The organism is Teichococcus aerophilus (assembly GCF_014490485.1).
Classification (GTDB): Bacteria; Pseudomonadota; Alphaproteobacteria; order Acetobacterales; family Acetobacteraceae; genus Pseudoroseomonas; species Pseudoroseomonas aerophila.
The window spans coordinates 3,723-26,437 of record NZ_JACTVA010000061.1 but is presented as its reverse complement, the minus strand read 5'-3'; the positions used below and the strand labels follow the sequence as shown (position 1 = coordinate 26,437).

Annotated in this window: 21 protein-coding genes; 11 read left to right on the top strand and 10 right to left on the bottom strand. The window is 67.7% G+C overall.

From position 1 onward, the window contains the following. Positions 1-505, bottom strand: a 505-nt coding sequence (locus IBL26_RS22350; RefSeq protein WP_206684288.1) for a hypothetical protein, incomplete at its 3' end; no start/stop codon positions are given. 247 nt (positions 506-752) lie between these two features. Here IBL26_RS22350 and IBL26_RS22345 point away from each other — a divergent pair. Genes IBL26_RS22345 through IBL26_RS22325 form a run of 5 tightly spaced genes read left to right on the top strand, consistent with a single transcriptional unit; the run spans position 753 to position 5,392 of the window. Continuing rightward, positions 753-1,049, top strand: coding sequence for a hypothetical protein (locus tag IBL26_RS22345; protein ID WP_187786733.1), 297 nt, complete (start codon positions 753-755; stop codon positions 1,047-1,049). A gap of 13 nt (positions 1,050-1,062) precedes the next feature. After that, positions 1,063-1,863, top strand: coding sequence for an ABC transporter permease (locus IBL26_RS22340; RefSeq protein WP_187786732.1), 801 nt, complete (start codon positions 1,063-1,065; stop codon positions 1,861-1,863). An 11-nt stretch (positions 1,864-1,874) separates the two neighbouring features. Next, entirely contained in the window at positions 1,875-2,525 is a 651-nt protein-coding gene (locus IBL26_RS22335; protein WP_187786731.1) for an ABC transporter ATP-binding protein, read from the top strand. A 7-nt stretch (positions 2,526-2,532) separates the two neighbouring features. After that, positions 2,533-3,666, top strand: coding sequence for a capsule biosynthesis protein (locus tag IBL26_RS22330; RefSeq protein WP_241749689.1), 1,134 nt, complete (start codon positions 2,533-2,535; stop codon positions 3,664-3,666). Then, the gene (locus tag IBL26_RS22325; protein WP_187786730.1) at positions 3,656-5,392 is read left to right on the top strand and encodes a polysaccharide biosynthesis/export family protein; all 1,737 of its coding nucleotides are present in this window, start codon (positions 3,656-3,658) and stop codon (positions 5,390-5,392) included. The genes IBL26_RS22330 and IBL26_RS22325 overlap by 11 nt, the downstream gene beginning before the upstream one ends. A 442-nt stretch (positions 5,393-5,834) precedes the next feature. On the opposite strand, the gene IBL26_RS22320 is transcribed toward IBL26_RS22325, so the two are convergent. Further along, positions 5,835-6,179, bottom strand: coding sequence for a hypothetical protein (locus tag IBL26_RS22320; RefSeq protein WP_187786729.1), 345 nt, complete (start codon positions 6,177-6,179; stop codon positions 5,835-5,837). Between the two features lie 291 nt (positions 6,180-6,470). On the opposite strand from IBL26_RS22320, the gene serA reads away from it, so the two are divergent. Beyond that, the gene (serA, locus tag IBL26_RS22315; RefSeq protein ID WP_241749688.1) at positions 6,471-7,775 is read left to right on the top strand and encodes a phosphoglycerate dehydrogenase; all 1,305 of its coding nucleotides are present in this window, start codon (positions 6,471-6,473) and stop codon (positions 7,773-7,775) included. A gap of 318 nt (positions 7,776-8,093) precedes the next feature. On the opposite strand, the gene IBL26_RS22310 is transcribed toward serA, so the two are convergent. Together IBL26_RS22310 and IBL26_RS22305 are read right to left on the bottom strand one after the other, a co-directional pair. Further along, positions 8,094-9,782 carry a stimulus-sensing domain-containing protein gene (locus IBL26_RS22310; protein ID WP_187786728.1) on the bottom strand — a complete coding sequence of 563 codons (1,689 nt, stop codon included), beginning with the start codon at positions 9,780-9,782 and terminating at the stop codon, positions 8,094-8,096. Positions 9,783-9,801: 19 nt separating this feature from the next. After that, positions 9,802-10,503 (bottom strand): response regulator transcription factor, encoded by a 702-nt coding sequence (locus tag IBL26_RS22305; protein ID WP_187786727.1) that lies wholly within the window; start codon positions 10,501-10,503, stop codon positions 9,802-9,804. Positions 10,504-11,130: 627 nt separating this feature from the next. Between IBL26_RS22305 and IBL26_RS22300 the strand changes: the two genes are divergently transcribed. Beyond that, the gene (locus tag IBL26_RS22300; protein WP_187786726.1) at positions 11,131-12,732 is read left to right on the top strand and encodes a phosphoenolpyruvate carboxykinase; all 1,602 of its coding nucleotides are present in this window, start codon (positions 11,131-11,133) and stop codon (positions 12,730-12,732) included. A 228-nt stretch (positions 12,733-12,960) separates the two neighbouring features. Beyond that, positions 12,961-13,824 carry an oxygenase MpaB family protein gene (locus IBL26_RS22295; protein ID WP_187786725.1) on the top strand — a complete coding sequence of 288 codons (864 nt, stop codon included), beginning with the start codon at positions 12,961-12,963 and terminating at the stop codon, positions 13,822-13,824. 153 nt (positions 13,825-13,977) lie between these two features. On the opposite strand, the gene IBL26_RS22290 is transcribed toward IBL26_RS22295, so the two are convergent. Next, entirely contained in the window at positions 13,978-15,213 is a 1,236-nt protein-coding gene (locus IBL26_RS22290) for an argininosuccinate synthase (protein WP_187786724.1), read from the bottom strand. Positions 15,214-15,290: 77 nt separating this feature from the next. Beyond that, the gene (locus IBL26_RS22285) at positions 15,291-15,839 is read right to left on the bottom strand and encodes a transposase (RefSeq protein WP_187786723.1); all 549 of its coding nucleotides are present in this window, start codon (positions 15,837-15,839) and stop codon (positions 15,291-15,293) included. A 161-nt stretch (positions 15,840-16,000) separates the two neighbouring features. Between IBL26_RS22285 and IBL26_RS22280 the strand changes: the two genes are divergently transcribed. Both IBL26_RS22280 and IBL26_RS22275 read left to right on the top strand, forming a co-directional pair. After that, positions 16,001-17,212, top strand: coding sequence for a helix-turn-helix domain-containing protein (locus tag IBL26_RS22280; protein ID WP_187786722.1), 1,212 nt, complete (start codon positions 16,001-16,003; stop codon positions 17,210-17,212). Then, complete coding sequence (locus IBL26_RS22275; protein ID WP_187786721.1) at positions 17,209-17,694, top strand: DUF4411 family protein; 486 nt, start codon at positions 17,209-17,211, stop codon at positions 17,692-17,694. The genes IBL26_RS22280 and IBL26_RS22275 overlap by 4 nt, the downstream gene beginning before the upstream one ends. 186 nt (positions 17,695-17,880) lie before the next feature. On the opposite strand, the gene IBL26_RS22270 is transcribed toward IBL26_RS22275, so the two are convergent. Together IBL26_RS22270 and IBL26_RS22265 are read right to left on the bottom strand one after the other, a co-directional pair. After that, on the bottom strand, positions 17,881-18,327 hold the full coding sequence (locus IBL26_RS22270; RefSeq protein ID WP_187786720.1) for an NfeD family protein: 447 nt from the start codon (positions 18,325-18,327) through the stop codon (positions 17,881-17,883). Beyond that, positions 18,327-19,316: an SPFH domain-containing protein gene (locus IBL26_RS22265; protein WP_187786719.1), complete on the bottom strand. Its 990-nt coding sequence runs from the start codon at positions 19,314-19,316 to the stop codon at positions 18,327-18,329. Before IBL26_RS22265 ends, IBL26_RS22270 begins: the two co-directional genes overlap by 1 nt. A gap of 169 nt (positions 19,317-19,485) precedes the next feature. Here IBL26_RS22265 and IBL26_RS22260 point away from each other — a divergent pair, with 169 nt between their 5' ends. Continuing rightward, entirely contained in the window at positions 19,486-20,799 is a 1,314-nt protein-coding gene (locus IBL26_RS22260; protein ID WP_241749687.1) for an esterase-like activity of phytase family protein, read from the top strand. A 445-nt stretch (positions 20,800-21,244) separates the two neighbouring features. On the opposite strand, the gene IBL26_RS22255 is transcribed toward IBL26_RS22260, so the two are convergent. Then, positions 21,245-21,766: a dihydrofolate reductase family protein gene (locus tag IBL26_RS22255; protein ID WP_187786718.1), complete on the bottom strand. Its 522-nt coding sequence runs from the start codon at positions 21,764-21,766 to the stop codon at positions 21,245-21,247. Between the two features lie 4 nt (positions 21,767-21,770). Beyond that, positions 21,771-22,553, bottom strand: a complete 783-nt coding sequence (locus IBL26_RS22250; protein ID WP_187786717.1) for a tetratricopeptide repeat protein — start codon at positions 22,551-22,553, stop codon at positions 21,771-21,773. Positions 22,554-22,715 lie beyond the last annotated feature (162 nt).

Genomic DNA, 22,715 nt, shown 5'->3' with positions numbered 1-22,715 from the left:
CCGCCGGGTCCCGCGCCAGGATCACCGGCCGGCCCCGGGCGGCTTCCATCGCCGCCGCCAGCGCCGCCCTGGCGCGCGGCAGGGCGGCGGCGTCACAGGGGTCCAGCACCAGCACGGCGTCCCGGCACGGCCGGCGCAGGCCTTTGGCACCAGGGTCCGGTAGGCCCGGTTCACCGCCGATTCGCAGCTCCGCCACCAGGGCAACGGCCGCTTCGGCCTCCGGCAGCGGCACCGGCCGCGCGGCAGGTCCCCCGGGCAGCAGCAGCGCCACGGCGGCCTGCCGCCCGCCGAAGGCGGGGGCACGGAACGGCCCCGGCGCATAGCGCAGGATCTTCACATGCGCCGCCGTCGCGGCGGGCACCGCGCGGCCTTCCTCCAGGCCCAGCGCCGCCCCGCCGGCGGCGACGGCCCGGTATTCCGGCCAGAAAGCCGGCAGATGCGGCGCGGCGCGCAACGCCTCCCGCAGGAAGCTGATGGTGGTGTCGGTCGGTAGAGGCGCGCTCAAGCCAGGCTCCCGCAGGCAGATCCGGAACGGTACGACCCCGGCACCATGTGAGACGGTCTTTGCCAGCAGAGTTGCACTGCGGTAGCTTCCCACCATTCAGGATAGTATGCGAGTGGGCGTGAACGGATCTCTCCTTCCTACCGGACCGCTTCCGGCCCCCTGGGCCATGCTCCGGATTGTCTCCCGCCGGGCCCCGCTTCTGGGTCTGGCCCTTCTCGGATTGGCTGGCTGCAGCACTTTCCAGGGCATGGATGATGGCGGCACCGCCACGTCCCCCAACCAGGTTCTGCTGGCCCAGCCGGCGGACCCGCTCTCCGCCTTCGCCGCCCGGGCAAACCCGGGGCAGGAGGAAGTAGTGGGCAGCCCGCCGGTGCGTGCGCGCATGCTCCGCGCCTACAATTCCGGCGGCGGCCGCCCGTGCCGGGAGGTCCTCCTGGGCAACGCCGCCACCGGCACCAAGACCCTGTACTGCGAGGCCGCGCCAGGCGTCTGGACCTCCGTCCGCCCGCTGCTCGGCACCGGCCAGGTCGCCGCCCGTCCATGAGCCCCGCGCGCGCATGATCGGCAATGTCCCCCAGCGGCAGCGCGATGGCGGGCTGGCGGCGCAGTTACGCGTCCTGCATGCCCTGGTGCTGCGGGAAATGCTGACGCGCTTCGGCCAGTCCCGCGTCGGCTATCTCTGGCTGGTGGGGGAGCCGGTGATGCTCGCCGTCGGCGTCTCCTCCATCCACTGGGTCACCGGCCACGGGCTGCCCAACGGCGTCCCGGTCTTCATGTTCTACGGCCTCAGCTACGCGCCGTTCTTCATGTTCCGCTCGATCGTCAGCCGTAATTCCGGTGCCATCAACGGCAACCGCAGCCTGCTCTACCATCGCAGCATCCACCTGCATGACCTGACGCTCGCCCGTACGGTGGTCGAATTCACCGCCATCCTGCCGGTGGTCATCGGCTTCGTACTGGGCGGCATGCTGTTCGCCGGGATCTTCCCAGCCAATCCCGGCTTGTTCCTGCTGGCGATGGTGCTGAGCGCCCTGCTCGGCCACGGCGTCGGCACGCTGGTGGCCGCGCTGATCGTGATCTTCGAGCCGCTGGAGCGGGTGGTGCACCCGCTGACCTACCTGATGATGCCGCTGTCCGCCGCCTTCGGCATGGTGGATTCCATGCCGCCGGAAGCGCAGAAGGTCCTGCTCTCCATCCCGCTCGCCCATGTGAATGAAGCGATGCGGGACGCCATGTGGGGAGACAAGATCGTCTCGCACTACGACCTGGGCTTCGTTGCCCTCTGGGTGTTGATCCTGAACTTCCTGGGCATCGCCGCGCTGCGCGCGGTGCGGCACCGCATCTCCATGGCTGCCTGAGGCCCCGCCGCATGATCGAGATGATCGACATCTGGAAGACCTTCGAAAGTCACAAGGGCGGCCACCACACCATCCTGCGCGGTGTGCACGGGCGCATCCGCAAGGGCGACCATGTCGGCATCCTGGGCCGCAACGGCTCCGGCAAGTCGACGCTGATGCGCATCCTCAGCGGCGTGGAGAACCCGACCCGCGGCCGCATCCGGCGGGAGATGTCGATCTCCTGGCCGATCGGCGGCGCCTACGGGCTGCTCACCCAGGTCAGCGGCGCCTCCAATGCCCGCTTCATCTCCCGCCTCTACGGCACGCCGCTGCAGCAGACCCAGGATTTCGTCGAGGAATTCTCCGAGCTGGGCCGCTTCTACTACGAGCCGGTGAACACCTATTCCTCCGGCATGGTCAGCCGTCTTCTGATGGGCCTGTCCTTCGCCGTGGATTTCGACTGCTACCTGGTGGACGAGGCGCTCTCCACCGGCGACGTCCGCTTCGCCGCCAAGTGCCGGCACATGCTGGAAGTGCGGCGGGAGAACGCGGCGATGATTCTGGTGTCGCACAATGCCTCGCATGTGCGCCAATACTGCGATACCGCCGCCATCCTGCGGAATGGCGCCCTGGAATTCTACGAGGATGTCGATGAAGCTATCTCAGCCTACCAGGGCCTCTGACATCCCCATGTCCGGCACCAGGCACGCGCCCGCGCGGCGCTCCCGGCTGCGCCAGATGCTGTGGAAGCGGCGGCACTTCCTGCTCTTCGTCGGCGTGCCCACGCTGATCGCGGCGATCTACCTCTATGTCTTCGCCGCCGGCCAGTACGTGTCCGAAGCCCGCTTCATGGTGCGCGGGCAGCAGGAAATGCGCGCGGCCTCTGCCCTCAGCGCCGCCATGGGCGCCGCTGGCTTCAAGCAGGTGCCGGAAGACGCCATGGCCGTGCGGGACTACCTGCAATCGCATGACGCGGTGACGGCGCTGGAACAGCAGGTGAACCTCACCCAGCTCTACCGCCGCCCGGAAGCCGACTTCCTGGCCCGCCTGTGGTCCGAGAACCTGCCCGCCGAATTCATGCAGATGTACTTCCGCTACATGAATTCGGTGGAGGTCGACAACACCAGCGGCATCACCACCGTCCGCGCCCGCGGCTTCCGGCCGGAGGACGCGCGGCAGATCGCCGAGGCGCAGCTCCGCATCTCGGAGGATTTCGTCAACCAGCTCTCCGCCCGCGCCCGCGGCTCCTCGCTGGAGCTGGCGCAGGCCGAGCTGGAACTGGCCGAGCAGCGCGTCGTCGCCTCCCAGACCGCCATGACCGAGTGGCGCCAGCGGGAACAGGCGGTGGACCCGGCCGGCCTCGCGCAGATCGGCCAGGCCAGCATGGCCTCGCTGGAAGCGGCGCTCACCCTGGCCAAGACCGAGTTCCAGGAAAAGTCGGCCTATATGCGGTCCGACAACCCCACCATCGTCAACCTGCGCAACCGCATCTCGACGCTCGAATCCCGCATCCGGACCGAGCGCAGCCGCTTGACCATCGGCAACGAGGCGCTGCCGGAGCGCATCTCCGCCTATGAAAGCCTGGTGATGGAGCGCGAGTTCGCCAGCAAGCAGCTCGCCTCCGCCACCACCTCGCTGGAAGCCGCCCGCATCAACGCGCAGCGCCAGCAACTCTTCCTCTCCCGCGTGGTCGAGCCGAACCTCGCGGAGTATCCGCTCTATCCACACGCTGGCATCTTCCTGCTCAGCCTCTTCGCCATCCTGTCCGTCATCTACGGCATCGGCTGGCTCATCCTCGCCGGGGTTCGCGAACATGCGCTTTAAAAGCGGCCTTCTCACCGCCATCCTGCTGCTGTCCCAGGTGGGCGTGCCGTTGGCCCAGGCGCAGTCCCTGCGCTCGCCCAGCCCCGCCCTGATGTCGCGCGCCGGCTCCCAGAACATGGAGCAGGTGCCCGCCATCATCGGGCAGGAGACCACGACCAACCGCGCCGGCAGCACCACCGAGGCCGAGGCCGGCGCCACCGCCCAGGGCCCGCTGGCCGAGCCGAACCGCAACCCCGGACCCACCAGCACGGTGTTCGGCGCCGCGCTGTTCACCCGCAGCGCGCCCTCCGCCTCCGAGAGTAACAACCCCAATTACCGCCTTGGTCCGGGGGACCGCGTCAGCGTCCGCGTCTGGGGCCCGGTCGAGACCGAGACGATGGGCGCGCTGGACGCGCAGGGGAACCTGTTCCTCCCCTCCATCGGCCCGCTGCGCCTGGCCGGCACCCGCGCCGGTGACCTGCAGCGCACGGTGGAAGCCGAAGTGCGGCGGATCTACACCCAGCAGGTGCAGGTCTATGCCGTGCTGCTCTCCGCCAGCAATGTCGGCCTGTTCGTCACCGGCTTCGTCCGCATCCCCGGCCGCCACATCGGCTCGTCCTCCGACACGGTGCTGGACTTCCTGCTGCGCGCCGGCGGCGTCGACCCCGCCCGCGGCTCCTATCGCGACATCACCGTCAACCGCGGCGGCCGGGTGGTGCAGCGCATCGACCTGTACCCCTTCCTGCTGCGCGGCTCCCTGCCCAGCCTCAACCTGCAGGAAGGCGACACCATCGTCGTCGGCAAGCAGGGCGCGACCATCGCCGCCGACGGCGCCGTCCGGAACAACTACCTGTTCGAGGTCAATGGCCGCAGCATGACCGGGTCGGAACTGGTGGAACTCGCCGGGCCGCTGCCCGCCGCCACCAACGCCGTGGTGCGCGGCACCCGCAACAACCAGCCCTGGTCCCGCTACTCCACCCTGGCCGAACTGCGCCGACTGCCGCTGCTGGACCAGGACGTCGTCACCTTCATCACCGACGCCCCGGCGCCCACCGTCCGCGTCTTCGTGGAAGGCAGCCGCATCGGCCCCTCCGTCCTGGTGGCCGACCGCGACGCCAATCTCTGCCAGCTGCTCGACCACGTGGAGGTGAACGCCACCCTGGCCGATACCAGCTCCGTCTACGTGCTGCGCAAGCGGCTGGCGGCGCAGCAGCAGCGCTCGATCAACGAGGCGCTGGACCGGCTGGAACGGCAGCTCTTCACCGCCTCCTCCTCCACCACCGGCGTTGCGGAAATCCGTACGCAGGAGGCGCAGCTGGTGCTGAACTACATCCAGCGCGGCCGCCGCATCCAGCCCGAAGGCCGGCTGGTAACAGTGGATAATGGCGGCCGCTGCGCCCCCATCCGCCTGGAAGACGGCGACACCATCGTCATCCCCGAGCGCTCGGACACGGTGATGGTCAGCGGCGAAGTGCTGAACCCCCAGGCCATCATCTGGCGCCAGGGCATGACCATCGCGCAATTCATCAACGCCGCCGGTGGCCCGACGCAGCGTGGCAGCACCAGCTCCGTCATGATCCGCCGCGCCAGCGGCCAGATGATCCTCGACCCTCGCGATGGCCCGCGCCCCGGCGACGAGCTGATCGCCCTGCCGGAACTGGGTGCCAAGGCATTCCAGATCACGCGGGACCTGCTGGGGCTGATCTACCAGACCGCCCTCTCGGCCCGCTACATCAGCGACCTCTGACGCCGCCCGGCGACAGCGCATGAAGAAAGGGCCACCGGCATCAGCCGGTGGCCCTTTTTCTTTGTCCTGGGACAGGGAAGCAGGAAGGCCGGGGAAAGAATTCCCCGGACCCCTTCTTCTTTCTGCAAATTTGGCGAAGCGCTGCAGGACTTAGAGCGGACGCGGCTGGATGTTTTTATCATGGGCCACGCGGACTGAGTTCTCAGTCGCCGGAGGTCCTAGGCCTCGGGCGCGACCGGCTCCCCCAAACAAGACCGACCCATCCACAGCCACCCGGAAAACTCGAAAAAAGAGAAGGAGGCCTGGGGAATTCTTTCCCCGGCCTTCCCTTCCTCCAACGCAAAGCGCGCGCCTTCACACCGAAGGCGCGCGCCAAACTCGCGGGAAGCCAAACTGGAAGAAAAATAGACAAACGAGGGACCAAAAGCCCCCCGTATGGACGTCAGGCCGCCCGGCGCTGCTCGGCGCTCAGGTCCAGCAAGGTCGCCGCCCAGCGTGGCGCATCCGCCAGCAGGCTGTCGATCGCGGCCGGCGTCATCGCCTCGGCGAACTCACGCGCGGTCATCACCGCAGGGTCCCAGGCGCGGGCGGCCTCGGGCAGCTCGGCGTGGTGGGCCAGCTCGCCGGCGGCGGCCAGCTCCGCCACGCGGCGGGTGGTGCTGAGGATGCGCGCGGCCGCTTCCAGCCGCAGCCGCTCCGCCAGGTCGCCCTGGGCCAGGGCGTTCAGCGCGTCGAGGGTCAGCCGGCGGCGTGCCGCTGCCGGCAGGGTCAGGGTCTCAAGTGCCATGGGGGCAGAACTCCAAAGTTGTGACGTCCCCGCTTCTTGTGTGGCAGGGCGATGACCGGCACATGGCTGGCTTCAGCTGGGATCGCAAGGGGAGTCGGCCCTACCAGGCCCTGCCCTGGCGCATGGGCGCCATGCCGCCGGCATGATGCGGCGTGGCACGGCGCTGTCACGCAAACGCCCGTTCGTTGCCCCCGGGCACCAACCCTTTCCTCCCGACCCTTTCCTAACCGGCACGACACATGCGCCGGTTTCGCACTTCTCGTCCGCGGATTTCGCGGGCATGGAAGCGGCATGCCGAACAGCACCTCCCCCACCGCCCCCGCCACCCCGGTGCCAGCCAGCCAGACGCTGTCCAACCAGCGGATCTCCCTGCCGAAGGACAAGATCCGCATCCTGCTGCTGGAAGGTGTTTCCGACACCGCCGTCAGCCTGCTGGGCGCCGCCGGCTACAGCAACATCCAGCGCGAATCCAAGGCGTTGGAGGGTGAGGCGCTGAAGGAAGCGCTGGCCGGGGTGCACCTGCTCGGCATCCGCTCCCGCACCCAGCTCTCGGCCGAGGCCCTGCGCGCGGCGGACCGGCTGATCGCCGTCGGCTGCTTCTGCATCGGCACCAACCAGGTGGACCTGGCGGAGGCCAAGCGCCTCGGCATCCCCGTCTTCAACGCCCCCTTCAGCAACACCCGCAGCGTGGCGGAACTGGTGATGGGCGAAATCGTCATGCTGCTGCGCCGTATCCCCGACCGTTCGCGCAGCGCGCATGAAGGCGGCTGGGACAAGTCGGCCACCCATTCGCGCGAAGTGCGCGGCAAGACGCTGGGCATCGTCGGCTACGGCAATATCGGCAGCCAGATCTCCGTGCTGGCCGAGGCCTTCGGCATGCGCGTCATCTACTACGATGCCATCCCCAAGCTGCCGCACGGCAACGCCGTCGCCGCCGCCTCGCTCCACGACCTGCTGGCGGCGTCGGACGTCGTCACCCTGCATGTGCCGGAAACCGAGCAGACCCATAACCTGATCGGCGCGACCGAGATCGCGGCAATGCGCCCGGGCTCCATCCTCATCAACAACAGCCGCGGCCGCGTCGTCGACCTCGATGCCCTGGCCGAAGCGCTGAAATCCGGCCGCGTGCTCGGCGCCGCCGCCGACGTGTTCCCGGAAGAGCCGAAGCGCAACGGCGAACGCTTCACCAGCCCGCTGCAAGGCCTGCCCAACGTCATCCTCACCCCGCATATCGGCGGCAGCACGGAAGAGGCGCAGGAACGCATCGGCGAGGAAACCGCCCGCAAGCTCTCCGACTACTCGGACACCGGCGCCACCCTGGGCGCGGTGAACTTCCCGGAAGTGACGCTGCCCGCCAAGGCACGCGGCACCCGCTTCCTGCACGTCCATCGCAACGTCCCCGGCGTGCTGGCGGCACTGAACGAAACCCTCAGCCGCTTCAGCCTGAACATCACCGCCCAGTACCTGCAGACCGACCCCGAGATCGGCTACGTAGTGGTGGACGCGGAAAACGTGATGGACCCGGACGGCGTGCTGGCGGCCCTGCGCGAAGTGCCCGGCACCATGCGCGCCCGGCTGATCTACGAGCGCCACTGAGGGCACATTGGCCAGGGGAAGGTTGGCCAGGGGGCGCTGCCCCCTGGACCCCCGCTGGGGGGATAGTATCCCCCCAGACCCCGCCGTGAGTTTTCAGAATGGCGGCACGGTCGCCACGCCAAGGTTCCATTACCCTCGGCGACTGAAGCCGCAGCCTGCACTGCCTTTTTACAAAAACCTTGAATGCGCCATCGGCCCGCGCATCGCCCAGGCACCCAGACCAAAAACCGGCAGCGGGGTCCGGGGTGAACTTTTCACCCCGGCGGGCGTGTCCAGAGAGGGCAAAGCCCTCTTTGGCCCCGGCTCGCCCCAGTCCTGTCACCCCACCGGCAGCCGCACCACGAACCGCGCGCCGATGACCTTGCCGCTCTCGTCCCGCCGGTTCTCGGCGCTGATGCGCCCACCCAGCCCTTCGACGATCTGCCGGCTGATGGAGAGCCCCAGGCCGGAATGCTGCCCGAAGCGCTCGGCGGTCGGCCGCTCGGTGTAGAAGCGGTCGAAGATGCCTTCCAGCTTGGCTTCGGGGATGCCGGGCCCTTCGTCCTCGATGGTGAATTCCATCATCGCCCCGGTCTGCCGCGCCCGCACCCACACGGTGCCGAGCGGCGGCGAGAAGGACACCGCATTGCCCATCAGGTTGCGGAACACCTGTACCAATCGCCCCTCAACGCCCCGCACCACCAGCGGAACCGGCGCCGCATCCAGCACCATGGAGGGGTCCTCGTCCTCATCCCGCGTGGTGTTGTGCAGCTCCACCAGGGCGGACAGGATCGGCGCCACGTCGACGGGTTCGGAGACGGTGCGGGACAGCTCGGCATCGACGCGCGACGAATCGGCGATGTCGCCGATCAGCCGGTCCATGCGGACGGCGTCCTCGGCGATGATGGCCAGCAGCCGCTTCTGCTGGTCCGGCTTCTCCACCCGGATCAGGGTTTCCAGCGCGGAGCGGACGCTGGTCAGCGGGTTGCGCAGTTCATGCGCCACATCGGCGGCGAAGCGCTCGTTCTGATCGATGCGCGCCCACAGCGCGGTGGCCGAGGATTGCAGGTCCCGCGCCAGGATGCCGATCTCGTCGGTGCGCGCCAGCAGCGCGGTGGGCACGGAACCCGCCCGCCCCTTGCCCTGCCGCATCGCCGCCGCCGCCACCGCCAGCGCCAGGATCGGCGAGGCGATGGTGCGGGAGAGGTAGAGCGAGGTCGCCACCGTCAGGATCAGCGCCAGCAGGAACAGCCCAAGCACGGAGGTGCGGATTTCCAGCAACCGCTGGTCCACCTGCCGGGCTTCGCGCGTCAGCAGCACGATGCCAACGCTCTGGCTGCCGCGCCGCGCCGGCTCCGCCACCGAGACCAGCAGCCGGCCTTCCTTGGTACGGCGGATATAGGGTCGCACGCCGCCTTCCAGCGCCAGGCGCAGCTCCTCCCGCCGGTCGGGCCCCAGCTCGGGCTGCCAGTCGAAGCTCGGCGCGTCCGGCGCCACGTCCACGTAAATGTCGTCGCCGCGCCGGGCGCCGAACAGGGAGCGCGGCAGCACTGTCAGCAGCTTGTCGTAGAGCCGGCCGACGCCACCGGCGAAGAAGCCCCGCATCTCGGGCGGCGTCAGCGGCTCGGTGATGATGGCGCCGCCCTGGCCTTCGCGCACGCGGCTATCCGCCACCAGCAGGCCGCTGGTGTCGAAGAGTTTTGCCTGTGTATTGGCGGATGGTTCCACCAGGCGGCGCAACAATGGCCGGGCGGTATCCGGCACCAGCACGGCGCGGTCGTCTTGCAACCGCACGGCGGCCTCGGCGATGCCGGCGGCATAGATGCGCGCCTGGGTCCGCAGGCTCTCCACCTCGGCGGAGAGCAACCCGGTCTGGTACTGGTCGAGATAGAGCAGGGAGGCCGCCAGCAGCGCCGGCGCCACCATGTTGACCAGCAGAATCCGCCGCAGCAGCGGCGAGACGCGCTTACGCTCCCGCGGCGGGCGCGTGGTCTGCGGCAGCGCGGCGGGTCCGCTGGCGTCCGGCATATCCGTGTCCCTTGGGGGCTCAGGCTTCCTTGTAGCGGTAGCCGATGCCGTACAGCGTCTCGATCATGTTGAAGTCGTCATCCACCTGGCGGAACTTCTTGCGGACGCGCTTCACATGGCTGTCGATCGTGCGGTCATCCACATAGATGTTCTCGCCATAGGCGGAATCGATCAGCTGGTCCCGGTTCTTCACCATGCCGGGGCGCTGCGCCAGCGCCTTCACCAGCAGGAACTCGGTCACCGTCAGCTGCACCGGCTGGCCCTTCCAGGTGCAGGTATGCTTGGTCTCGTCCAGCACCAGGTCGCCGCGGGAGATCACGCCGGTCGGCGGCGCGCCGCTGCCCTCGGCCCGTCCGGCCTCGTTGCGGCGCAGCAGGGCGCGGATGCGCTCCAGCAGCAGGCGCTGGCTGAACGGCTTGGTGATGTAGTCATCCGCCCCCAGCCGCAGCCCCATCAGCTGGTCCAGTTCCTCATCCTTCGAGGTGAGGAAGATCACCGGCATCGAGGATCGCTGGCGCAGCCGCTGCAGCAGTTCCATGCCATCCATGCGCGGCATCTTGATGTCCAGCACGGCGAGATCCACCGGCCGGGCCATCAGGCCCTGCAGCGCGCTCTCCCCATCCGTGTAGGTCCGCACCTGGAACCCCTCGGCCTCCAGGGTCATGGAGACGGAGGTGAGGATGTTGCGGTCGTCATCGACCAGGGCAATCGTGGCGGGCATTGCGGGCGTGGCTCCCGGTTACTGGTCGTCGCTGAAGCCCGGCTTAACGGCGGATTGTGGCGCAAGCCGGGCCGGATGCGGAACACAAAGCGGCATAGGGCAGTTTGGCGGCGCAGGGAATGGCGGCGGCATCCCTGCCCGCAGCCTGAAGATCATGCGGGGCTGGCGGATTGGCCGCCCTTATGGGGCGAGATTCCGAAACCAGGAGGAAGGCCGGGGGAAAGAATTCCCCCGGACCCCCATCTTCTTTCTTCGAGACTTGGGGCGAGGTGAGTGAAGTCGGAGTACGAAGTGAGGTGGTGCCAGTAGGTGACGGCCGCCATGCGCCATCGGTTACCGGAGCAGGATTGCAGGTCAAACAGACCGCAAGCACCACCGCTGCCCGGAAGAAAATGCCGATTGAAGAAGAAACCCTTACGCCGCTGTGCCCTTGCGCCCCAGGCTTCGATCACTTGTTAAGTCATCGTACAATATGACGACAACACTTACATTGACGCAGCCTTGTTCGCCCCTCTAGCCTGCGGGCTGATATCGTCCAGGTGAGAGATGGAGCGGTATCGGCCCCCTGGCTACTGCCCCTGCGGATTCCCGCGGGAGGATAAGCGCCCGACGGAGAAAAGCGCGCCTATGAACGCGACGAACAACGCCGCCCTCGCTGGCACCGGCGTCACCACTGCTTCCGAGATTCACGCCAACCTGACCGCCGCGGGCCTGTACGCGCATGCGCTGCGCCGTGGCGAGGGCCGCCTGTCCGCCGATGGCGCCTTCATCGCCGAGACGGGCGTCCACACCGGCCGTTCCGTCGCCGACAAGTTCGTGGCCGAGGACCCCGAGGTTTCCAAGGAAATCTGGTGGGGCAAGGTCAACCAGAAGCTCGAGCCCGCGAAGTTCGAAGCCTTCACCACCGACGTCCGCGCCTGGCTCGGCCAGCGCGAGGTGCTGTTCACCCAGGACCTGTATGCCGGCGCCGACCCCGCGCACCGCATCAAGGTGCGCCTGGTGACGACCAACGCCTGGCACGCCCTGTTCGCCCGCAACATGTTCATCCGCCCGCCGGTGGAGGAGCTGGCCTCCTTCACCCCGGACTACACCATCCTGCACGCGCCGGAGATGGACGCGAAGCCGGAGCATGGCGGCCGCCCGAACTCCACCACGCTGATCGCGCTGTCCTTCGCCAAGAAGATCATCGCCATCGCCGGCACCAGCTACGCCGGCGAGATCAAGAAGAGCATCTTCACCGTCATGAACTGGCTGCTGCCGGCTCAGGGCGTGCTGCCGATGCATTGCTCCGCCAATGTCGGCAAGGCTGGCGACACCGCGCTGTTCTTCGGCCTCTCCGGCACCGGCAAGACCACGCTGTCCTCCGACCCCGAGCGCGCGCTGATCGGCGATGACGAGCACGGCTGGTCCGACAAGGGCGTCTTCAACTTCGAGGGCGGCTGCTACGCCAAGGTCATCAAGCTCAGCCAGGAGGCCGAGCCGCAGATCTGGAACGCGTCCCACCGCTTCGGCGCCGTGCTGGAGAACGTGGTGGCCGACGAGCGCGGCAACCTCGACCTCGACAACGGCAAGCTGACCGAGAACACCCGGTCCTGCTACCCGATCGAGTTCATCCCCGGCATCGCGCCGGGCAGCATGGCCGGCCTGCCGAAGAACGTGGTGATGCTGACGGCCGACGCCTTCGGCGTGCTGCCGCCGATCGCCAAGCTGACGCCGGCGCAGGCGATGTACCACTTTCTCTCCGGCTACACCGCCAAGGTGGCGGGCACCGAGAAGGGCCTGGGCAAGGAGCCGCAGGCCACCTTCTCCACCTGCTTCGGCGCTCCCTTCCTGCCGCGCCACCCCGAGGTGTACGGCAAGATGCTGGCCGAGCTGATCGGCAAGCACGGCGCCCAGGTGTGGCTGGTGAACACCGGCTGGACCGGCGGCGCCTACGGCACCGGCCACCGCATGTCCATCAAGCACACCCGCGCCCTGCTGAGCGCGGCGCTGGATGGCAGCCTGGCCAACGCGACCTTCGCGACCGACCCGTTCTTCGGCCTCGCCGTGCCGCAGAACGTCCCGGGCGTGCCGACCGAGGTGCTGAACCCGCGCGAGTCCTGGGCCGACAAGGCCGCCTACGACAAGACCGCGCAGCACCTGGTCTCCCTGTTCGAGAAGAACTTCGAGACCTTCGCCAGCGGCGTCAGCGATGACGTCAAGAAGGCGGCGCTGCGCAGCGCTGCCTGATACGCCGACGGACCAGGGGCACTGCCCCTGGTCCACGCTTCTGGGGTGGCGGTGCCACCCCAGGCCCCACCGCCCGTCTGGCGGTGACGACGTGCCCCACACCGAGCAGGCAGCCCGATCGCCGCCCGGACGTTGATACCGCATGGTCATTCCGCTGGAGGACATGCCGGTGATGCTTCCCACGTCCCCTACCCCGCTACCGACGCCGTTGCCGTGATGGCCAGCCGCATGGCTGCCCCCTTGCCGACTTTGCTGCTGGGGCCGTTCGCGCGGCCGGTGAAGCAGGCCATCGCCAGCCGCGTGCAGGCGATCTTCAACGATCGCACCCGTGGCGAGGCGCCGGTGGCGCGCCGGACGGATGGGTTGTTCGGGCCGCAGGCGGTGGCCTGGCGGGTGCATGGGGATGTGACCTCGATGATGGTCGGCGGCATTGCCGGGCTGTTGCTGCAGATGCTGCACCCGGCGGTGCTGGCGGGGGTGTGGGACCATTCCAACTTCCGCACGGACATGCGGGGGCGGCTGCGGCGCACGGCGCGCTTCATCGCGCTGACCACCTATGGCGGGCGGGAGGAGGCGGAGGCTGTGCTGGAGCGGGTGCGGCGCATCCATGAGCATGTGCGCGGCCGCCTGCCGGACGGTACCGCCTACGGCGCCAGCGACCCTGCCCTGCTGGCCTGGGTGCATGTGACGGAGGCGAGCAGCTTCCTGGATGCGTGGATTCGCTATGCCGAGCCGGGCATGACCCTGGCGCATCAGGACCGGTACTTCGCCGAGATGGCGCAGATCGGCGAGGCGCTGGGCGCGGCGCCGGTGCCGCGCAGCCGGGCCGAGGCGCGGCGGCTGTTGGCGGAGATGCGGCCGCTGTTGCGCCGTGACGCGCGCACCGCCGAGGTGGCGCGCTTCCTGCTGAACCAGCCGGCGCCGCAGCCCGCGGCGGAGGCGTTGCAGGCGCTGGCCATGCAGGCGGCGATCGACCTGCTGCCCGGCTGGGCGCGGCAGATGCATGGGCTGCGCAGCCCGGTGCTGAGCCGGCCGCTGGTGCGGGCGGGAACGCTGGGGCTGGCCCGGACGTTGCGCTGGAGTTTTGGGTAAGGCGGCAGGTGGGGTGCTGGTACAGGCTGGCGGGTGTCGGGGCCGGCGCGGGGGCGTAAGGCACCGGAGTGGGACGGTGCGGATTTCGGACAAAAGAAAGGCCCGCGCGGCGATGCCGGCGGGCCCTTTCGTTCAGCGAGGGTGGTAGCGCCCTCAGAGGGCGCCGCCCTTGCGGCCGGCCATGGCGCCGAGGCGCAGGCGGAGCGCGTTCAGCTTGATGAAGCCCTGGGCGTCGAACTGGTCGTAGGCGCCTTGGTCGTCCTCGAACGTCACGTGCTTCATGGAGTAGAGGCTGTTCGGGGACTGGCGGCCGGTGACGATGGTGTTGCCCTTGTACAGCTTCAGGCGGACGGTGCCGCTGACGCTGTGCTGGCTTTCATCGACCATCGCCTGGATCATGCGGCGTTCCGGGGCGAACCAGAAGCCGTTGTAGATGAGTTCCGCGTACTTGGGCATCAGGCTGTCCTTGAGGTGGGCGACCTCACGATCCAGGGTGATGCTCTCGATAGCGCGGTGGGCGGTGTAGAGGATGGTGCCGCCGGGGGTCTCGTAGCAGCCGCGGGACTTCATGCCGACGAAGCGGTTTTCCACGAGGTCCAGGCGGCCGATGCCGTTGGCCTTGCCGAGGGCGTTCAGCTTGGTCAGCAGCGTGGCGGGGGAGAGGCGTTCGCCATTGATGGCGATGGCGTCACCGCGCTCGAACTCAATGGTGATCTCGGTGGCGACGTCCGGCGCGTCTTCCGGGCGGATGGTGCGCTGCCAGACGATTTCCGGGGGCTCGTCCCACGGCTCTTCCAGGATCTTGCCCTCGGAGCTGCTGTGCAGGAGGTTGGCGTCGACGGAGAACGGGGCTTCGCCGCGCTTGTCCTTGGCGATGGGGATCTGGTTCGCTTCGGCGAATTCCAGCAGGCGGGTGCGGCTGGTGAGGTCCCATTCGCGCCAGGGGGCGATGACCTTCACGTCCGGCTTCAGGGAATAGTAGCCGATCTCGAAGCGGACCTGGTCGTTGCCCTTGCCGGTGGCGCCGTGGGAGACGGCGTCGGCGCCGACCATCTCGGCGATCTCGATCTGGCGCTTCGCGATGAGGGGGCGGGCGATGGAGGTGCCGAGGAGGTAGCAGCCCTCGTACAGCGCGTTGGCGCGGAACATGGGGAAGACGAAGTCCCGCGTGAATTCCTCGCGCAGGTCGTCGACGAAGATGTTCTCTTCCTTGATGCCGAGCATCAGGGCCTTGTCCCGTGCCGGGCCCAGTTCCTCGCCCTGGCCGAGATCGGCGGTGAAGGTCACCACCTCACACTGGTAGGTGGTCTGGAGCCACTTGAGGATGACAGAGGTGTCCAACCCGCCTGAGTAGGCGAGAACCACCTTCTTCACGTCCTTCACCGCCATGCGCCGGGTTCCCTTTTAAAGAAGAGCAAAATCGGGATGGGGTTTGCCGCAGCGAGGCTGTGCGGGCAAGGCGCGCATTACCAGGCGAGCCGCACGGAGCGGGGAATTCTGGCGCGGCCGAGCGTGGCGCGGTGCAGGCGGGACAGGGCCTTGAGCAGTTCCGGCGCCGCGCGAGGCGTGACGGGGATGCGGTGCAGGGTTTCGGCCAGCAGGGGGTCCGGCAACATCCACGGCGGCGCGTTGAGGGCGGAGCGCAGGCCGAGGCGGCGGATGAGGACCAGGAGGCGCAGGCCACCGAGGCGCGCGGCACGGCGGGTGGCGCGGGTGATGGCGTGCTCGATAACCCGCAGGGGGTGGCTGGGCGGGGCTGCCGCCAGGGCTTTCAGCAGTTGGTGCCAGAAGCCGGCATGGGTGAGGCGGCGGAAGAAGCGGGCGACGGTTTCCGCACGGCCGAAATGGGCTGGGAGGGTTTTCCAGGCGGCGCCGGGGTGGTGGGCGAGGTGGAAGATGGCGTCCATGCGCGCGCGGAGATCCGGCGTGCGGCGGCCTTGGGGGGAGAGGGCTGGGAGGTGGGGGTGGAGGGCGGCCCAGGTGGTGTCGGAGAGTCGGGTGTAGGGGGTGGGCATGGGACGCTTCTTAAGGTAAGCGATCACGCTATAGGAATTTAGTCCTTTTGTCAAGCTTTAGGGTGGGATCTGGGGAATCCGCCAGCGGGGAAATGCACCTTGGGAGATTCCATCGAACGGGAATTCCCCTTAGACTATTTTTGAGGAGTATTTGAGCCAGCATGGCACAAGCGGCGCAGATCAACCCAGACATTCTAGCCTGGGCCCGCGAGACAGCCGGCCTCTCTCTGGAAGAGGCTGCGGGGAAGCTCGGCCTGACGTCCACGGCTAAAGCAACTGCCGCCGAAAAGCTGGCACAGGTGGAACGTGGCGAACGTCCGGTTACCCTCGCGCAACTTGAAAAAGCGGCTGCGGCGTATCGCCGTCCCCTAGTGATCTTCTACCTCTCTTCACCTCCGACACGAGCTGAGCGCGGCGAAGATTATCGGACCGTTACAGGGTCTCGTCCACGCGATGATGCAATGCTGGATGCGCTCATTAGAGACGTCCGCACTCGACAGCAGTTACTACGCGAAGTCCTGTTGGATGACGAAGACATTCAGCCTTTGTCTTTTGTCGCCTCATGTCAGATGACGGATGGGGCACAGTATGTTGCGAATAAAATTCGAGATACCCTAGGGGTAAATCCGACGGAGCAGAGGCGCGCTAGAGATGCATCCGCTCTATTTACGCTGCTGCGTAAAGCAGCCGAACGTGTTGGCATTTATGTGCTACTATTGGGAGACCTCGGCTCTCATCATTCTGACATAGGCGAGGATGTATTTAGAGGCGTTGCACTAGCAGACGAGATCGCCCCCTTCGTTGTCATCAACGACAATGACGCTACGACAGCACGCTCCTTTTCGCTTCTGCATGAACTGGCGCATATCTGGATCGGAGCAAGTGGCGTTTCTGGCCCGGTGAAAGGCTTCTCTCGAAATGCTGTCGAGCGTTTCTGCAACGAAGTTGCAGGGGCTTTCCTATTACCTGCAGAGGCAATCAATCTGCTTTCGGAAGCACAAGGCGCAGACTTCGAACTAGCCTTGTCTTTGACGGATGATGTGGCTCGCAGATGGAATGTCTCCCAAGGTGTCGTAGCGTACCGCCTCTTGCTAAACGGATGGATTGATGAGGCCATCGCGGCGCGACTATTCGAGGCGTTTGCGGCTCGTTGGCGAATTCAAAAGGCACGCGAGCGGCAGCTTCGTGGACCGGATGATTCCGGCCCGAGTTACTATGTTGTCCGCAGAGCGCGCCTTGGAGAACGTTTGCTAGACACGGTGCGTAGAGCGCTACAGGGTGACGTTCTAACTCACACCAAAGCTGCGAGAATCCTGGGCGTGTCCGCTACGTCAGTAGAAAAACTACTAAAAGAGCGGCCCCGCGCAGCATGACGCTCTACTTGTTGGATGCTAACGTCTTTATCCGCGCGGACGCAGATTATTATCCGCTAGATCGCATCCCAGGCTTTTGGGCGTGGCTACATGGCATGGCAGATGCCGGGAAGATAAAAACTCCTTTGGAAATCTACGACGAGGTAGCCAAGTCAAGCGACCAACTTGGACAATGGTTACGTCAACCAGATATTCGCAAAGCGATTATATTGCCGGAGCCAACAAACCCAGCGACAGTCGAGCAGGTTATAAGCCAAGGCTACGCACCTGACCTCAACGACATTGAATTCGAAGCGATTGGGCGCGACCCCTTTCTAGTTGCTGCCGCATTACATGGACCAAACCGTTTTGTAGTAACAAGAGAAGTATCAAAGCCATCCAAACAGAGACAAAATCGCAAAGTCCCTGACATTTGCGACGGTTTTAGAGTACCCTGGATCAATGATTTCGAACTTTGGCGACGTCTCGACTTTAGAATTTGACATTTTTTACAGTAATAATTTTAGAAGACGCTTCGAAATATTTCAATAACCGAATCCACAACAACCTCGATCGTCTATATTTCTCAACAAGAGGTCCAGGAGGCTCAGCCTCCTGGCGGATGGGGGTCCGGGGGAAGGCAGAGCCTTCCCCTGGCCGAGCGCCAGCCAAGCACGACAGGCCAGAAATCAGGCCGGGCGGACCAGAAGGGTCACGCCTTGCACGGCGATGACCTCGACCCGCGTGCCCGGTTCGGCGGCTGTTTCCAGACGGACGGGCCAGTCGGAATCGCCGATGCGGGCGCGGCCTTCGAGGCCGGTGGCTTCCAGCAGCAGGCCGGCGCGGCCGACGAGGCCGGAGGATGGGGTGTTCAGGCGGTTGGGGGCCCCTGCCCCCGCGCGGGGGCGGAAGACCTTCAGGCTGAGGACGATGCCGGCGGCGAGCAGGGCCATGAAGATCAGGGCGGCGCCGATGAAGCCGGGGTCGAACAGCCAGAGGGCGAGGCCGGTGAGGGTGGCGGCGGCGCCGATCCAGACCAGGAAGGCGCCGGGGAGCAGGAGCTCCGCCCCCATGGCGAGGAGGCCGAGGACCAGCCACCAGGCCCAGGGGGCGGCGAAGGGGGAGAGGCCCGCCATCAGGTGTTGGGCACGCTGCCGCGCGGGGAGGCGCCCAGGGGGGACTGGCCGATGGCGGCGGGAAGTGCGTTGCCGCTGCCGGCGCGGAGGATTTCCAGCGCGCCGGTGATGCCGCCGGCGATGGCGGAGGATTCGATGGGGACGACGACGAGCTTGGAGGACGGGTTACCCGCCAGCTTCCCGAAGGCCTGGATGTAGCGTTCGCTGATGAAGTAGTTCAGGGCGGCGGTGCCGCCGTCCCGCGCGGCTTCGGCGACGACCTGGGTGGCCTTGGCTTCGGCTTCGGCGAGGCGTTCGCGGGCCTCGGCGTCGCGGCTGGCGGCTTCGAGGCGGCCTTCGGCTTCGAGGATCTGGGCGGCCTTGGCGCCTTCGGCGCGCATGACGGCGGCTTCACGGTCCCCCTGTGCGCGCATGACGACGGCGCGGCGTTCACGCTCGGCCATCATCTGGGTGTTCATGGCGGCGACGAGGTTGGCGGGGGGCTCGATCTTGCGGATCTCGACGCGGGTGACTTTGACGCCCCAGGGGTCGGTGGCGCCGTCCAGCACGTTGAGGAGGTGGGAGTTGATCTTGTCCCGCGAGGAGAGGGCGGAATCGAGGTCCATCTCACCGATGATGGCGCGGATGTTGGTCATGGCGAGGGCGGAGAGGGCCTGTTGCAGGTTCTGGACCTGGTAGGCGGATTTCTCGGGGTCCATGACGCGGTAGTAGACGATGCCGTCGACGGAGACGTTGGCGTTGTCCCGCGTGATGACGGCCTGTTCGGGGATGTCGAGGACGATTTCCTGGACGTTCACCTTGTGGCCGATGCTGTCGATATAGGGGATGACGAAGTTGAGGCCGGGGTGGAGGACGCGGGTGAAGGCGCCGAAGCGCTCGACCGTCCAGTTCTCGCCCTGGGGGACGGTGCGGATGCCTTTGAAGGCGGTGAGGACCGCGAGGCCCAGCAGGATGACGGTGATGATCAGGCCGGCCGGCACGGTATCCATGAAGCGTTCTTCCCCGGTGTTGTGGTGGGGAGGGTAGCACGGATCGGCGCGGGTTTGGCGCGTGGCGGGGGGCGTGGGCGGGGCGGGTGTTTGTCATGGAAGCATCACGTTTCCTGGCGGTGCGGGGCCGCTACCGTCCGCCGCCCGCGTTGAGGCGGGCCGTGATGGGATGACCGCGATGCGCCGCCTGCTGCTCTCCGCCTGCCTGATGTTGCCTGCCGTTGCCGGGATGCGGCCGGCGCTGGCGGCCCCCGAGATCACCGTGCTGACCAGTGAGGACCCGGCGTTGCGGCTGGGGCGCTTCGCCTTCCCGGGCGGGCGGACGCTGGAGCTTTCGGTGGGGATCGGCAGTGCCGCGTATCATCGGCCGGGGGACCCGGGGGATATCGTCTACACGCTGTCCGACCGCGGGCCGAACATCGCGTGTTCGGAGGTGGAGGCGGTGACGGGGGTGGCGCGGGCCACGCTGTGCGCGGAGGACCGGAACGGGCGGGTGTACCCGGTGCCGGGGTACAGCCCGACCTTGTATGGGGTGCAGTTGTTGCCGGCGGAGGGGCGCTTCCGGGTGTTCGACAGCATCGCGATCAAGACGCGGGATGGGCGGCCGGTGAGCGGGCTGACCAACCCGTTGCGCGGGCGGACGGAGCAGCCGCTGGATGGGCAGGGGCGGCGGCTGGCGTATGACGCGTCGGCCATCGATGCGGAGGGGCTGGTGCGGCTGCCGGATGGCAGTGCGTGGATCGGGGAGGAGAATGCGCCGTCCCTGGTGCATGTGGGGGCGGATGGGCGCGTGTTGCGCCGGGTGGTGCCGGTGGGTGGCACGGCGGGGGAGTTGGCGGCGGCGGGGTACGAGGTGGTGGAGGGGCTGCCTGGCATCCTGGCGATGCGGCAATCCAACCGCGGGATCGAGAGCCTGGCGGGGACGCCGGATGGGGCGACGCTGTATGCGGTGGTGCAGAACCCGCTGGCGAACCCGGATGCGGCCGCCTACCGCGCGGCGCGCAACAGCCGCATCCTGCGCTACGACCCGGCGGCGAACCGGGTGACCGGGGAGTGGGTGTACCCGTTGGATGCGCCGCAGAGCTTCCGGCTGGACCCATCGGACGCGCAGAACGACCCGCGTATTTCGGAGACGGCGTGGCTGGGGCCGGACCGGCTGCTGGTGCTGGAGCGGACGGAGAAGACGACCAAGCTGTACGAGGTGCGGTTGAACGAGGCCACCGACATCGCCGGCACGCGCTGGGATGACGTGGCGACGCGGCCGACGCTGGAGCAGAGCAACGACCTGCCCGCCACCGGCATCACTGCCGTGAGCAAGCGGCTGGTGCTGGATAGCGCGGACCACCCGGAACTGCCGGGGAAGCTGGAAGGGATCGCGCTGCTGCCGGATGGCACGCTGATGCTGATCAACGACGACGATTTCGGGATTACCGGGGAGCGGACGCGGATCGTGCTGGTGCGGGGGCTGGCGCTGGGGCTTTGAGAGAGAGGCTGAGGCTGCGGGGTGGTGGCGAAAGGCTGAAGGCTGAAGGCTGAAGGCTGAAGGCTGAAGGCTGGGGGAAGGAATTCCCCCAGACCCCCATCTTCCTTCTGCGAGTTTGGCCGGTCTTTGAAAAGGCGTCTGGGCGCAGGTGGGGTGGGGAGGAGGCGGTGAGTCTCTTGCGGCTCGTTGCTGGCGCTGTGGGAGAGGCTTGAGTTAGGGGGTGCTGGGTCCTGCGTTCCGCTTACCCGCCACGGCAGTATGAAATAGTCCTTTGAACGTGCTTGTGCTGCGGGCTTCCCGCGATGGTCCCGGAATCACGGGTGCGGGGGAACGTATTCCCTTGCCGGGGGAGTTGGGGGAGCGGCGGCCCTCGGGCCACCGACGCGCCAGGGTGCTGGCCATTCGCCTTGCGCCGGGGAAGTTGGGGGTTTGTCCCGGAGCGGCGTCAGGCGGCGGGGGCGTAGACCAGGCGGAGCACGCCGTTGGCGTAGGTGGTGCTCTCCAGCAGGCGCAGCCCGGCGCGTTGGCCGCGCGAGGGAAAGAGCGGGATGCCGCCGCCCAGCAGCACGGGCATGACGAACAGCTCCAGCCGCTCCACCGCGCCGGCGTGCAGGAAGGCCTGGATGAGTCGGGCGCCGCCGATGATCCAGACACGACCCGGCATCTCCGCCAAAGCGGTGGCCAGGGCGGGAACGCCATCGTGCCAGGCTTCGACGCCGGGCGGTGCGTCCCGCCACAGAGCGTGGCGGGTGACGACGACGCAGCGTTTGCCGGCGTAGGGCCAGGCGCCGAAGCTCATCACCTGCTCGTACGTCGCGCGGCCGCAGACGACGGTGGCGATGGAGGAGGCGAAGGCGTCGTAGCCGTAATCGGCATCCTGGAAGGCGTCGAGGAAGCCGACATCGCCTTCCCGCGTGGCGATGCAGCCATCGAGGCTGAGGGCGATGTAGAGGACGCGCTCGGCCATCGGTTCAGCCCGCCAGCCGGGTGGTGATGTCGGCCGCCAGTTGCCGCAGGGCGGGTTCCGGCCGGGTGGCGAGGCGCCGGGCCATGACGGCGAGCATGTCGGGCGAGCCGGTGGCGGCGGCCTGGTGGAACCACGCCATCGCATCCTCCGCCCGGCCGTCCTCGACCAGCAGGGTGCCGAGGTTGAACTGGGCGCGGAAGTCGCCGGCCTGGGCGGCACGGACATACAGGGCGTAGGCGGCGGCGGGGTCACGGGGCACGCCGTCCCACCCTTCCTCCATAAAGCGGCCCAGGACCGTGAGGGACTTGGCGTGGCCCTGGGCGGCGGCGGCGCGGAACAGGGCGAGGGCGCGCTGGCGGTCCTCCGGCACACCGGCGCCGCGGGCGTGGAGGGTGGCGAGGTTGTATTGCGCCCAGTCGTAGCCGCGCTCCGCCGCCTCGGCATACAGGGCGGCGGCGCGGGGGAAGTCGGGCGGGGTGCCCCAGCCCAGTTCGTGGCAGCGGCCCAGCATGTTGGTGCCGCGGACATCCCCGGCCTCGGCCGCGACGCGGAACCAGCCCAGGGCGGCAGCACGGTCCTGCTTCACGCCACGGCCATCGGCCAGGATCTGCCCGTACAGCAACACCGCATCCCTGTGCCCCGCCCGCGCGGCGGCGGCGATCCAGCGCGCGGCTTCCTCCGGCGGGCCGGCGAAGGCCGCGGCAAGGGCCTCCGCACTGGCCTCGCGGATCTGCGCCAGGGTGATGGGGGTGGGTGGGGCTGGCTCTGGCTTCCGGCGGCGTAACATTCCGACCGGCTTAGCCTTGAGGAGAGCCAGCGTCCAGAGAGTTGCGAAACACTCGCAGTGCAGCATGAAGCGGTGAGAGATTGCCGGGCAGCGGCTCGGTGAACCGGCAGGGCGGCTGGCGAAGGCCTGCGGTTGGGACGAGAAGCGGGAAGCGCCGAGCGT

Excerpts from the sequence above, each read along its gene's own strand:
- IBL26_RS22345 (WP_187786733.1), top strand. The coding sequence starts at position 753 with ATGGATGATGGCGGCACCGCCACGTCCCCCAACCAGGTTCTGCTGGCC.
- IBL26_RS22340 (WP_187786732.1), top strand. The coding sequence starts at position 1,063 with ATGATCGGCAATGTCCCCCAGCGGCAGCGCGATGGCGGGCTGGCGGCG.
- IBL26_RS22335 (WP_187786731.1), top strand. The coding sequence starts at position 1,875 with ATGATCGAGATGATCGACATCTGGAAGACCTTCGAAAGTCACAAGGGC.
- IBL26_RS22330 (WP_241749689.1), top strand. The coding sequence starts at position 2,533 with ATGTCCGGCACCAGGCACGCGCCCGCGCGGCGCTCCCGGCTGCGCCAG.
- IBL26_RS22325 (WP_187786730.1), top strand. The coding sequence starts at position 3,656 with ATGCGCTTTAAAAGCGGCCTTCTCACCGCCATCCTGCTGCTGTCCCAG.
- IBL26_RS22320 (WP_187786729.1), bottom strand. The coding sequence starts at position 6,179 with ATGGCACTTGAGACCCTGACCCTGCCGGCAGCGGCACGCCGCCGGCTG.
- serA (WP_241749688.1), top strand. The coding sequence starts at position 6,471 with ATGCCGAACAGCACCTCCCCCACCGCCCCCGCCACCCCGGTGCCAGCC.
- IBL26_RS22310 (WP_187786728.1), bottom strand. The coding sequence starts at position 9,782 with ATGCCGGACGCCAGCGGACCCGCCGCGCTGCCGCAGACCACGCGCCCG.
- IBL26_RS22305 (WP_187786727.1), bottom strand. The coding sequence starts at position 10,503 with ATGCCCGCCACGATTGCCCTGGTCGATGACGACCGCAACATCCTCACC.
- IBL26_RS22300 (WP_187786726.1), top strand. The coding sequence starts at position 11,131 with ATGAACGCGACGAACAACGCCGCCCTCGCTGGCACCGGCGTCACCACT.
- IBL26_RS22295 (WP_187786725.1), top strand. The coding sequence starts at position 12,961 with ATGGCTGCCCCCTTGCCGACTTTGCTGCTGGGGCCGTTCGCGCGGCCG.
- IBL26_RS22290 (WP_187786724.1), bottom strand. The coding sequence starts at position 15,213 with ATGGCGGTGAAGGACGTGAAGAAGGTGGTTCTCGCCTACTCAGGCGGG.
- IBL26_RS22285 (WP_187786723.1), bottom strand. The coding sequence starts at position 15,839 with ATGCCCACCCCCTACACCCGACTCTCCGACACCACCTGGGCCGCCCTC.
- IBL26_RS22280 (WP_187786722.1), top strand. The coding sequence starts at position 16,001 with ATGGCACAAGCGGCGCAGATCAACCCAGACATTCTAGCCTGGGCCCGC.
- IBL26_RS22275 (WP_187786721.1), top strand. The coding sequence starts at position 17,209 with ATGACGCTCTACTTGTTGGATGCTAACGTCTTTATCCGCGCGGACGCA.
- IBL26_RS22270 (WP_187786720.1), bottom strand. The coding sequence starts at position 18,327 with ATGGCGGGCCTCTCCCCCTTCGCCGCCCCCTGGGCCTGGTGGCTGGTC.
- IBL26_RS22265 (WP_187786719.1), bottom strand. The coding sequence starts at position 19,316 with ATGGATACCGTGCCGGCCGGCCTGATCATCACCGTCATCCTGCTGGGC.
- IBL26_RS22260 (WP_241749687.1), top strand. The coding sequence starts at position 19,486 with ATGACCGCGATGCGCCGCCTGCTGCTCTCCGCCTGCCTGATGTTGCCT.
- IBL26_RS22255 (WP_187786718.1), bottom strand. The coding sequence starts at position 21,766 with ATGGCCGAGCGCGTCCTCTACATCGCCCTCAGCCTCGATGGCTGCATC.
- IBL26_RS22250 (WP_187786717.1), bottom strand. The coding sequence starts at position 22,553 with ATGTTACGCCGCCGGAAGCCAGAGCCAGCCCCACCCACCCCCATCACC.